Below are 10,825 nucleotides of genomic sequence, written 5' to 3' on the forward strand. Positions count from 1 at the left end.
CGGGTCCAAGACTCACCCCTGCTCACTGATCAGGAACGGTTTGACTGGTACCTGTGGGGCGTATGCAGCCCGATGTTGAACTGGTAGACCTGATGTTCGTAGTGCCACAGGCTGCGCAGCGGCGAGGGAATCCACGCCCATGTGCCGCCCCGGCCGTCGGCCCAGTGCCGGCCATGTCCCTTGTCCGACAGGAACCAGCCGGTCCATGTCGCCAGGTACGTCATCACGGCGACAGGGGCGAGGGAGGCCACGGACCAGCCGAGATCCCTCCGCAGTACCGCACGGTAGGGGTACCGCGCTCCCACCACACGTCGGGCTGCGACATCCCACAGCAGGGTCATCGCCCCGAAGAACACCAGGAAATACAGACCGTTCCACTTGGTCGCGCTCGCCAGGCCCAGGAGCACGCCGGCAGCGAGCCGCCAGGGCCGCCACCCCATGCCCGCTCGCGCGCCGATGCCCTCGTCCGGCCGTACGACACCGGTGTCGCTCCTCGGCAGCATCCGGACCAGCCGCTCCCTGGTCCGGTCACGGTCGATCAGGAGGCAGCCGAAGGCGGCCAGGACGAAGAACATGACGACGAGATCCAGCAGTGCGCTGCGACTCATCACGTAGTGCAGGCCGTCCACCGCCATCAGCAGCCCGGCCAGGCACCCGAGGAACGTCGAACGGAACAGACGGCGTCCGATGCGGCACAGCAGCAGAACGGACAGCGCGCCGAGGACGGCTGTCATGAAGCGCCAGCCGAACGGATCGAGGCCGAACAACCACTCACCGACGGCAATGACCCACTTGCCCATGGGCGGATGGGCGACGAACGACCCGGTGTCGGACAGAGGAATGACCTGGGGGTCGGCGAGTACCTTCGGATCGGCGATCTTGCGGTCCGGCCACACACCCTCGTAGCCGAGCTGCAGTTGGGCCCAGGCGTCCTTGGCGTAGTACGTCTCGTCGAACATGAGGTCGTGGGGTCGGCCGAGCCGCCAGAAGCGGATCGCTCCCGCGACGGCGGCCACCAGCACCGGGCCCAGCCAGCCCGTCGCCCTCGCGCCGCGGTGAGCGAGGCCCGCCGGACAGCCCAGAACCCGCCACAGATGGGCGGGCGGCGGGGGGAAGTCCGGTACCAGACGGTCTCCCGTCCCCGTACGAGCCGGCGGCACGCGGGGAAACCGGAACCGCAGACGGTCCGGCCGCCTTACGTCCGCGCCCGTAGCCGCCGGTGTGCCCTCACCGCCGCCGTACTTCGTGCCGCTCGAGCCCGCACCGACACGGCCGTCATCCGACGTACGGGTGGAAACTGCGGCATTGTCCGAGTGGAGCGGCCCCTGAGGCGCCTTGCGGTCCCCCACTTGCCACACCTCTCATCGACGGCCCGGGAAGCAGGACGCGTCAGGCTCATTCGACGGGCCGTTGCGCCGCCGTCCCCGATCCGGCGCAGATTTTAGCCTGAATGTGCGAGGGGCACGGGCCGGTCGCGGTGTCCCTGACTGTCGGCCGTGCAGGGCCACGACGAGCTTGCGCTCAGCGCCCTGGCCGCGGGCGGGCGGCACGAAGTGCTGTCCGATCGTGTCCACGGACAGGGCACGATCGAAGCCGCCCGGGACGTAGGTGTTCTGGTCGAAGTCGGTGACGGTGGCCTTCGGGGCGCCGGTGTTGCGCGGGTTGACCACCCGCGGCCAGGTGGTGAGCATGTCGCACTGCGGGCCGCCGGCAAGTGCGTTCCGGCCGGCCGAGACGGCACGCGTGAGGAGGTGATCGAGAAGTACCGCGCCCAACTGCTCGGCCGCCCCGATCTGCTCCGCCCGCTCCCCGCCCTCCGGGGCCGGCGGCTGGGCTGCCGGTGCTCCCCCGAGCCGTGCCGGGCCCCAGGTCATCGCCGAACCCGCCGCCTCTGTTCACGACACCTCGGTCACGCAACGCTCGGCGACGGCCAGGGCGGCCGCCATGACGCTCAACTGCGGATTCACCTCCGGACAGCTGGGCAGCACGGAGCCGTCACCGATCAGCACGCCGTGCACACCGCGGAGGCGCCCGTCCGGGTCCGCCGGTGACCGCTCGGGGTCGGCACCTCCGGCCGCCGTACCCGTGGGGTGAAATGCGGAGACATGCAGGTGCCGCGCCGACACCGTGTCCAGCACCGCCTCCAGCTGAGCCGGAGTGCGAGCGCGCGGCGCCTGGGGGACGCCGGTCAGCACCTCCTCGGCGCCAGCCGCGAACAGCAGGCGCCCCATGGCCCGTTGGGCCCGGAGGAGGCGGCCGGCGTCGCGCGGGGTCAGGTCGTAGCGCAGGAATGTCCGGTCCTGCCCGAGGACGCGACCGGCGGGACGGTCGGCGATCATGGCGCCCAGCGTCGCCAGGTGTTCGGTCCGTTCCAGTTCGCGGCGCAGTTCGCGTCCGACGCCCGGCAGCACGAACGAACTCATGCCCGGGGGCGCCGAGGTCGCTTCGATCAGGATGCCGTCGTCGCGCAGGTGCTCCACCCCGACGCTCTGCAGGACACCCTTCCAACCGGTGACGGGGCGGCTGAAGCGGCCCGCGACGCTGGTGGCCGGATGCACGCTGAGGTTGCGGCCCAGCCGCGGGTGTCCTCCGAGGCCGGATCGGCGCAGCAGCGGCGGGGTCTGAAGGGCTCCGGCGGCGACCACGACCAGGGGGCTGAGGATCTCCAGTTCGCTGCCGTCCGGGCGGCGCACCAGCACCCCGGCAGCCCGTGGGCCGCCCGGCCGGTCGCGGTCGATGAGGATCCGACGGACGTGTGCGCCCGTCACGATGCGGGTCCCGGCCGCGCAGGCCTCGGGAAGCACGGACAGCTGGACGCTCTGTTTGGCGCCGGTGGGGCAGCCGACGACGCACTGGCAAGAGCCTTTGCAGCCCGGGGCGTTGCGACGCAGGGGCGCCGCGGCCCAGCCGAGTTCCTTCGCTCCGGAAAGTGCGAGCAGCCCGTTGTTCCCGAGGACCTCCAGTGGCTGGGGTGCCACCCGGAGGGTGCGTTCGACCTCGTCGAGGTGGATGTCGAAGTCTTCGGCGGCCGCGAATCCGTGGTGGTCCAGCCAGCGGGTGAGGACATGGTCCGGTGTGCGGTAACACGTTCCGGAGTTGACGACGGTGGTGCCGCCGACCGCGCGTCCCACGGGCAGGACCAGCGGGGGGTTGCCGAGGGCGATCGTCGCGCCGCCGTCCCGGTACAGGTCGGTGAAGCGGTCGAGCGGGGCTCGGCGCCGGAACGACGCGGTGGTGTGGTGTTCGCCCTCCTCGAGGACGACGACACCCATCCCGGCGCGAGCGAGTGTCCGGGCGGCCATGGCCCCTCCGGCGCCCGATCCGACGACGACGGCGTCGGCTCTCGAGCGCGTGGGCCACTCGCGGGAGGGCGTGCAGTCGAGCGGCGGATCGTCGAGGGCGGGCAGCGAGCCCGCGGGGCCGTGGTGCAGCGTCCGTTCGGTGCCGGCCGCCAGCAGCAGCGGCACCTTGACCGCGTCCAGGAGCGGCAGCAGGGCCCTGCGGGAGGCCAGAGACGCCACGACCCTTTCCCGTTCGGCCGGGGCGAGGGCGGACAGCCGCCTGCCCGTGCGGGCCACGGCGTAGGCGTCGATGGCAACCGCCGCGCCGCGCACCGCCGTCCGAGCCGGTGCGGGCATGGCGTCGAGCAGCGTTTCCACCCTGCGCGGCACGGCCCTGGTCCAAGCGGCCGTGCCGTCGTCCGCGAGCAGGGCGGCGGTGAGTCCCGTCAGGGCGGCGGCACTTCGAGAAGTCATCGGTCGCCGACCTCCGCATGGGCGGTGCCCGACAGCCGCCATTCGGCCTCCTGCCGCCACCTGCCCCACCAGCGCTCCAGGTGCACCACCGCGTCCGCCCTTTCGCTGTTGCGGCAGACCGCGGCGGAGTCGTCCGGGTCGGTGTAGTCCAGAGTCAGCGTCTGTTCCGGCGGCTGGGTCACCGTCACCCTGATGCGGCTCAGGCCCGCCCTGCCCTCGACCCGCCACTCGGGCAGAGAGATGACCGCGCGGAACCGTCCGATGCCCGCCCATCCCACGGCGGAACGTTCCACGCGCCGGGGCCAGGTGCGGCCGTTTCGGTACAGGCGCAGGAAGACCAAGGGCGGCAGCCTGTCGAGGCCGCGTCGCATCGACACCGCGGCGACGATCTCCAGGACGTCGCCGCCGCCCAGATCCGCGTGGAGCCAGGCCCAGCGCCGGGCGTTGCCGTGGCCGTAGATGCGCGCGCCGGCTCCCGGAACGCCGTCCAGCCGCAACTCGTCGGTGCCGTGGCGGACGGTCCCGCTGTAGCGGGCACGGACGGCGGGGAGCATGTGGGAGGCCGGGAGCCACGGGCGTCGCCAGGACCAGCGGGGGAAGGTGTGGAGCGGCGGACCTTCGGGCTGCTCGGTGAGCTCCCAGGCGAACGTCCCGGCGGAACCGGCGAGCCGGCCGGGACCGGCACAGATGCCCCCGGCGGAGAAGCCCTCCGGATGCCCCGTCCAGGGAACGGGGCCGAACCGTGCGTGCTCGACGGGGCCGTCCTTGGGGAAGACGGCGGCCCAGCCGTGCGCATAGGCGCCGGAACCGTCGGAGGGCGCCACCACTTCGTGGTGCAGCCAGATCCCGCTGTCGGTCGCCGGGTCGGTCAGGGTCGTGTACCAGACTTCGGTCCGCCCCGGTGTGCCCTCCCAGCGCGGCGCCAGATGCCGGTCGGCGGGGGACGCGGCCGCACGGGGGAACCGGAAACTCGCGAGGAAGGGCAGCAGGCCGGTGGTGAGCGGGAAGCGCAGGGTGCCCTCTCCCACGCGGTCGCCGTCCTCGTACAGGGTGTACGGCAGGACGGTCATCGATGCGAGGGGACGCTTGGGCGACACCGACTTCCAGCCGTCCAGCGTGAGGCGCCGGCCTTCCATGGCGAAGGTGATCCGGTAGTGGATCCTGCGGCGCGCCAGGGGCGATATCTCCAACTCACCCACGGCTTCGGCGTCGTCGGCCCGTCCCGCTATCCGTACCCGTCCGGTCACCCGGGCAGGCGTCGTACGGTGGGGCAGCAGCACGGAGTCGGCGCGGACCAGGAGGTCGAGCCGCACAGGGCGGTTCCCGTCCTCGTCGGCCAGGTGCACACGACCCAGCATCGTCTCCTTGAACACCGTCCCGCGCGAGATCACAGGGCACCGTCCCGGCGTCCCCGCGCGCGTGCCAGCCCTTCGAGCATGATGCGCTCCGTCGCTGACAGATAGTCGCCCGCGGCGGTGCGCGCCGCCTGCTGGTCCCCGGCGGCCACGGCCTCGACGACCGGTGCGAGACGGTCATGAGCGGCCCGGGGATCCTCGAAGGGTCCGACCAGCGCCGCGCGCACCGGGAGGTATGCGTTGAACAGCGTGTTGGTCAGCAGGACGTACACCCGGTTGCCCGTGGCACGGGCCAGGGCCCGATGCACCTCCACGTCCGCCAGTTGCACGGGCTCGCCGCCCGCCGCGTCCCCGACGGACGCCAGCAGTCGGCGAAGTTCGGCGATCTGTGCCTTGGTGGCGCGGGCTGCCGCGCGTTCCGCGATCAACGCACCGATGCTGCGGCGTACTTCGAAGATCTCACCGATCCAGTCGGGGCTGTGACGCACCAGCATCGGCAGCAGATCCGCGCCGCCCAGGCGCAGGAAGTCCCGTACCCGGGTGCCCACTCCATGACGCGTCTCCAGCAGACCGGCGTGCACCAGCCGGCCGAAGGCGTGCTTGAGCGTGGTGCGGGTGACACCGAATCCGTCGGCGAGTTCGCGCTCGGGCGGCAGATAACTCCCCGCCGGATGACGCCCGGCGAGGATGTCCTCGCGCAGTCGGTTCTCCAGCACGTCGACGATCGTCTCGCGTGGCAGTGCTTCCACCCCGGCCCCCAACGACTCAGTGGTTCAGTGGATGAGTCACTGAACCACCGTCCATGACACACCGTCAATACCGCTCGATGGCGGACCGTACGGCCTGTGGGACGTATCGGGTGCTCAGCCGGCCCGGCGGAGTGGTGAGGTGATCCGGCCGGGCTCCCGCTGCCGCCGCTGCACACCGCACGACCGCGGTCCTGCCGGCCGGGCCGGTGGGCGCGGCTGCCGTCCCCGCATGGCGTCACGGTTCGAAGCGGTAGCCCATGCCGGGCTCGGTGAGAAGGTGGCGGGGGCTGGCAGGATCGGGCTCCAACTTCCGCCGCAGGCTCGCGAAGTAGATGCGCAGGTAGTGCGTCTTGTGCTCGTGTCCCGGCCCCCAGACGTGCCGCAGGATCTGCCGGCTGGTCACCAACTCGCCCGGGGGGTGGCGGAGCAGAATTTCGAGGATGCTCCATTCGGTCGGGGTGAGCCGCAGCCGGTCGCCGTCGCCGTCAGCGCGACGGACGGTGGAGCTGTCCAGGTCGATCGTCCACTCGCCGATGTGGGCGATGATGGGGGAGGGCTCCTCCGTGGACCGTCGGCGCAGCACCGCCCGCAGACGGGCGAGGAGTTCCTTCATCGCGAAGGGCTTGGTGACGTAGTCGTCGGCTCCCGCATCGAGGGCGGCCACCTTCTCGTCGGCGTCGGACCGCGTGGAGAGGATGATGATCGGTACCTGACTCCAGGCGCGCAGGGCCTGGATCACCCGGTGGCCTTCGATGTGCGGCAGCCCGAGGCCGAGGATGACGGCGTCGGGCGGGCTGCTGATGGCCTCCACCAGCGCCTGACGGCCGTCGGCCGCGATGTCCACTGTGTAGCGGTCGGCCTGGAGACTGATCTGCAGGTCCTTGAGCGTTTGCGGTTCGTCGTCGACGACCAGGATGCGGGTCATTGTGGCGTCATTTCGTCTGTGGACTCTCTCGGCAACTCCCCGGGGAACTCCCGGTTCACCGGTGGCGGGAAGGGCGAGGGCCATGGGCGGTCCGCCTCCGGAGGTTCAGGATCGAGCGTTGCGCTCCTGGCCTCGGCGAGGCCCGCTGCCGGCGTGCCGGCCGCCCGGCCGGCGAGGACGCGAAGACCTTGGCCACCCGGCTGCGGGCCCGCCAGGAGTCCGCCCCGCTACCCGACCTGGTCGGCCGTGCTGTCGCGCAGGTGTGCCGCAGTGAGGAGGTGGGTGCCCCAGGCGCGTTGGGGGCGATCCGGTGGTGTCAGCCGGAGGTGGAAGCGGGTTCGATGGAGAGCCGGTAGCCGACGGAGGGGTCGTTCTGCAGGAACCGGCCGGCTTCGTCGTGCAGCTTCTTGCGGATGCGGTAGGCGTAGACCTTCAGGTAGTGCTGTTCGTTGGCGTAGGCGGGGCCCCAGACGTTCTCCAGGATCATGCGGCGGGTGCAGACCTTGCCGACGTGCCGGGCGAGGTAGGCGAGGACGTCGAATTCCTTGGGGGTGAGGTCCAGCGGTTCGTCGTGGTAGGTGGCCTGGTAGTGGACCAGGTCGAGGGTGAGCGGACCGGCGGTGAGCTCGGTCTGGTGGCCGGTATCGGCGTCGGCGGCGTGGTGGCGCAACGCGACGCGGAGCCGGGCGTCGAGTTCACGCATGCCGAAGGGCTTGGTCATGTAGTCGTCCGCGCCGTTGTCGAGGGCGTCGACCTTGCGGTCTTCGGAGCTGTCGGCGGACAGGATGATGATGGGCCGGTCGGTCCAGGTGCGGATACGGGTGCAGACGTCGAGTCCGTCGAGGTCGGGCAGTCCGAGGTCGAGCACGATGACGTCGGGGGCGTGGACGGCGGCGTCGGCGAGGCCGTCCTGGCCGGTTTCGGCGGTGCGGACCTGGTGGCCCAGGGCTTCGAGGCCGACTCGGCAGGCGGCGAGCAGCGCGATGTCGTCATCGACGATGAGGACGGTGGCCACGGTGTGTTCTCCTCGGACAGGCCGGTCGCGGCCGGCAGGGTGAAGGTGAAGCGGGCGCCGCCGCCGGGGTTCTGGTCGGCCCAGATTCTCTGGTGGTGGGCTTCGATGAAGATCTTCGCGATGGCCAGTCCGAGTCCGGTCCCGGTGTCGTTCTCGCGGCGGAAGAAGAAGCCGAAGACCTCGTCCCGCCGGCTCGGCGGGATGCCGGGGCCCCGATCGGCGACCGACACGGTCACGGTGGCCGGGTTGTCCTGGAAGGCATGGACGGTGATGGGCGTGCCGGGCGGGGCGTAGCGCGCGGCGTTGTCGAGAAGGTTGGTGAGCACCCGGCCGATGAGGACGGTGTCGACGTCGAGGAGCGGCAGGTCCGCTTCGATGTCGGCGACGATCTGCCGTGGCGGAGGACCGGGCAGGTCCCGCAGGACGGTGGTGACGAGTTCGCTCGCGGTGGTCAGGCTGGTACGCGGTTGCAGGACACCGGCCTGGACCCGGCTCATGTCGAGAAGATTGGTGACCAGGGCCGCGAGTCGGTCCGTCTGAGTGTCGACGAGCCGGGCCAGCTCTCCCCGGGCGGTGTCGTCCAGGGCCGGGGCGAGGTCGGCGTCGGCGAGCACCGAGGAGGACGCCTTGATCGATGCCAGTGGGCTGCGCAGGTCGTGCGAGACGGCGGCCACCAGGGTGCGGGCGAGCTGCTCGACCTCGTGGGTCAGCTGTGCGCGCAGCGCCTCTTCCCGCAGCTGGGCCCGTTCGACGGCGAGTGCGATCTGGTTGGCGAACAGGAGCAGCGGCTCGCGCTGCTCCTCGGTGATCGTGACGCCGGTGATCGCCAGCATGCCGATGGGGCGTCCGGCGGCCACGAGTGCCAGCTGCACCGGCTCGCCCTTGCGCCCCTGACCGGTCGGTGCGGCCAGCAGGTCGAGGTTGGTGACCTGTCCGGGCTTGGGATGAAGCCGCTGGAACTCGATCGGGTCGAGGTCCGCGCCGGCGGTGGCGGCGACGCGGAGCTCATCACCGACGGGAAGCAGCAGCGCGACATGGCCGGCGTCGAGGACATCGGCCAGGGCGTTCACGATGACGCGGAGCAGCTCGGGCAGCGGCCGGTCCTGGACGAGCTGGGTGGACAGGTCGAACAGTCGCCGCACCAGCAGGCCACGTTGCCGGGCCGCCGCCCTGGCCGCGTTCATGCCCGCGACGACCCGGGCGACGGGCAGCATGACGACCACGTAGATGCCCAGCGCCGTCCAGTTCTCGTTCGCGCCGACGTCCAGGGTCAGATAGGGCGGAATGAAGAAGAAGTCGTAGACCAGGAAGCCGCAGACGGTACTGAGCACGCCCGCGAAGAAACCGCCTACGGTGACGCCGACGACGACCGGCACGACCAGCACCAGGGCCGTGGTCGCGATGCTCAGGTGCGGTCGCAACGGCAGCATCGCGAGGGTGAGCACGGCCATGCAGGCCAGGGCGGCCAGCGACCCGGCCAGCTTGCGGCGCGCGGTCTCGGTCGTGAGGGCTCCTCTCGGGTGCCGGATACGGCGGCCGGTCATCGACATTTGTTCCACCAGCCATCCTGCCACCGGACCGTCGCCGCTGATTCGCCCTGGTCAGGCGCGTACGTCGGCACGGCGCTCCCCTCCGGCCACGCCTGGCCGGAGTGCGGGCCGGCGGCTGCCGAGATCGTGGAGCGGGCGATGATGTGCACGTCGATGCCCGCCTCGCCCGCGAGTCGGGCGAGGCGTCGGAGGGTGGAGGCGCCCGCGAGCAGGTGCAGCCGGGTGCCGGTGATGGCCTCCACGATGTCGGCCGGGCGGTCGTGGGTCTCCACGATCCCGGCCACGACATCGCGTCGGCGGGCGGCCCGGCGCGCGGCTTCGTCGAGCATCGCGACGGTCTTGCCCACCCTGGACGCCATGCCCAGACAGACGCGGAACCGTTCCGCGGCGGCGACCGGTACGTCACAGCCTCGCTGCGGCATCGATGCGTCAGCCGGGTGGGACATGCGGTCTCCAAACGGTGCGGCCCGTTGCGGACTGTCTGTGGACATCGGCATTCGGCTCTACTGGAGTCCGGTCAGCGCCTCGTTGAGCTCGAGGACGTTGACGTGGGGCGCGCCGAGGAACCCCCACTGGGGCCCGTGCACATGGGCAGCGACCAGTGCGTGCACCCGGTCGTCGGGCACGTGGCGGGCCGCCGCGACCGTGTCGACCTGGGCATAGGCGGCCGCGGGGCTGATGTCGGGGTCGATCCCGCTGCCGGAGGCGGCGACCAGGTCAGGGGTGGGCTTGATGCCCTGCCTCTCCAGGGCGGCGGCCCGTTTCTTGTAGGTGTCGAGCAATTCCTTCGAGCGGGGACCGAGGTTGGATCCTCCGGTCGCGGTCGGGTCACCGCCGTCGGGACGGCCCTGGAACCACTGCGCTCCCTTCCACTGCTGCCCGACCAGGGTCGATCCGTTCTTGCCGAGCGAGCCGTTGGCCTGGTCGTGGAACAGTGCCTGCCCGATACCGGTCGTGGCCAGCGGATAGGCCAGTCCGAGAAGGACGAAGAAGATGGCCGAGACGATCAGGCCCCGCCGCAAGTTCACCCACAGCATGACAACTCCATGACGAATCCCATCCGGCCCCGCGGTGTGCGCGACTCGGGCAGTGCGGTTATTGAGGTGCGGTTGTTGGGCATGCGGATCTCAGTAGGCATGCAGGGCGGTCAGGATCAGGTCGATGAGCTTGATCCCGATGAACGGGACGATCAGCCCTCCGACGCCGTAGATCAGTACGTTGCGGCGAAGGATCGCCGTCGCGCCGGTCGCCCGGAACCGCACGCCGCGCAGGCCCAGCGGGATCAGCGCGACGATCACCAACGCGTTGAAGATCACCGCGGACAGCACCGCCGAGGTCGGGCTGTGCAGGCCCATGATGTTGAACGCGTCCATCTGCGGGAACGTCGTGAGAAACAGCGCCGGGATGATCGCGAAGTACTTGGCGACGTCGTTGGCGATGGAGAACGTCGTCAGGGCACCGCGGGTGATCAGCAAC

The 10,825-nt window shown here is 71.0% G+C and carries 8 protein-coding genes and 5 pseudogenes; 1 reads left to right on the forward strand and 12 read right to left on the reverse strand.

Annotated features, from left to right (window positions below; translation table 11 throughout):
- Positions 1-38 precede the first annotated feature (38 nt).
- Positions 39-1,181 (reverse strand): annotated as a pseudogene (locus tag VXC91_RS38070) (dolichyl-phosphate-mannose--protein mannosyltransferase); the annotation flags it as partial.
- Positions 1,182-1,361: 180 nt separating this feature from the next.
- Entirely contained in the window at positions 1,362-1,691 is a 330-nt protein-coding gene (locus VXC91_RS47250) for a hypothetical protein (RefSeq protein ID WP_408057579.1), read from the reverse strand.
- A 60-nt stretch (positions 1,692-1,751) separates the two neighbouring features.
- On the opposite strand from VXC91_RS47250, the pseudogene VXC91_RS47255 reads away from it, so the two are divergent.
- A pseudogene (locus tag VXC91_RS47255) lies at positions 1,752-1,805 on the forward strand (hypothetical protein); the annotation flags it as partial.
- Between the two features lie 90 nt (positions 1,806-1,895).
- Here VXC91_RS47255 and VXC91_RS38080 read toward each other — a convergent pair.
- The 10 genes and pseudogenes from VXC91_RS38080 to VXC91_RS38120 form a co-directional block, all read right to left on the reverse strand.
- Positions 1,896-3,755, reverse strand: a complete 1,860-nt coding sequence (locus VXC91_RS38080; protein ID WP_329511928.1) for a GMC family oxidoreductase — start codon at positions 3,753-3,755, stop codon at positions 1,896-1,898.
- Positions 3,752-5,113, reverse strand: a complete 1,362-nt coding sequence (locus VXC91_RS38085) for a hypothetical protein (protein WP_329511929.1) — start codon at positions 5,111-5,113, stop codon at positions 3,752-3,754. The genes VXC91_RS38080 and VXC91_RS38085 overlap by 4 nt, the downstream gene beginning before the upstream one ends.
- Before the next feature lie 29 nt (positions 5,114-5,142).
- Positions 5,143-5,859, reverse strand: a complete 717-nt coding sequence (locus VXC91_RS38090; protein WP_329511930.1) for a FadR/GntR family transcriptional regulator — start codon at positions 5,857-5,859, stop codon at positions 5,143-5,145.
- 235 nt (positions 5,860-6,094) lie between these two features.
- On the reverse strand, positions 6,095-6,784 hold the full coding sequence (locus tag VXC91_RS38095; RefSeq protein WP_329511931.1) for a response regulator: 690 nt from the start codon (positions 6,782-6,784) through the stop codon (positions 6,095-6,097).
- A gap of 316 nt (positions 6,785-7,100) precedes the next feature.
- The gene (locus VXC91_RS38100) at positions 7,101-7,505 is read right to left on the reverse strand and encodes a response regulator transcription factor (RefSeq protein ID WP_329511932.1); all 405 of its coding nucleotides are present in this window, start codon (positions 7,503-7,505) and stop codon (positions 7,101-7,103) included.
- Positions 7,506-7,523: 18 nt separating this feature from the next.
- A pseudogene (locus VXC91_RS47260) lies at positions 7,524-7,799 on the reverse strand (response regulator); the annotation flags it as partial.
- 38 nt (positions 7,800-7,837) lie between these two features.
- Positions 7,838-9,349: pseudogene (locus VXC91_RS38105) on the reverse strand (ATP-binding protein); the annotation flags it as partial.
- Positions 9,340-9,795: a hypothetical protein gene (locus tag VXC91_RS38110; protein WP_329511933.1), complete on the reverse strand. Its 456-nt coding sequence runs from the start codon at positions 9,793-9,795 to the stop codon at positions 9,340-9,342. The pseudogene VXC91_RS38105 and the gene VXC91_RS38110, both read right to left, overlap by 10 nt.
- A 57-nt stretch (positions 9,796-9,852) precedes the next feature.
- Positions 9,853-10,386 (reverse strand): potassium-transporting ATPase subunit C, encoded by a 534-nt coding sequence (locus VXC91_RS38115; RefSeq protein WP_329511934.1) that lies wholly within the window; start codon positions 10,384-10,386, stop codon positions 9,853-9,855.
- A gap of 90 nt (positions 10,387-10,476) precedes the next feature.
- Positions 10,477-10,825: pseudogene (locus tag VXC91_RS38120) on the reverse strand (potassium-transporting ATPase subunit B); the annotation flags it as partial.

Source organism: Streptomyces chiangmaiensis, assembly GCF_036281785.1.
Lineage (GTDB): Bacteria > Actinomycetota > Actinomycetes > Streptomycetales > Streptomycetaceae > Streptomyces > Streptomyces chiangmaiensis.

Bases quoted from the DNA above. Each gene is read 5' to 3' on its own strand.
- VXC91_RS38110 (WP_329511933.1), bottom strand. From the start codon at position 9,795: ATGTCCCACCCGGCTGACGCATCGATGCCGCAGCGAGGCTGTGACGTA.
- VXC91_RS38115 (WP_329511934.1), bottom strand. From the start codon at position 10,386: ATGCTGTGGGTGAACTTGCGGCGGGGCCTGATCGTCTCGGCCATCTTC.
- VXC91_RS38100 (WP_329511932.1), bottom strand. From the start codon at position 7,505: ATGACCAAGCCCTTCGGCATGCGTGAACTCGACGCCCGGCTCCGCGTC.
- VXC91_RS47250 (WP_408057579.1), bottom strand. From the start codon at position 1,691: ATGCTCACCACCTGGCCGCGGGTGGTCAACCCGCGCAACACCGGCGCC.
- VXC91_RS38085 (WP_329511929.1), bottom strand. From the start codon at position 5,113: ATGCTGGGTCGTGTGCACCTGGCCGACGAGGACGGGAACCGCCCTGTG.
- VXC91_RS38080 (WP_329511928.1), bottom strand. From the start codon at position 3,755: ATGACTTCTCGAAGTGCCGCCGCCCTGACGGGACTCACCGCCGCCCTG.
- VXC91_RS38095 (WP_329511931.1), bottom strand. From the start codon at position 6,784: ATGACCCGCATCCTGGTCGTCGACGACGAACCGCAAACGCTCAAGGAC.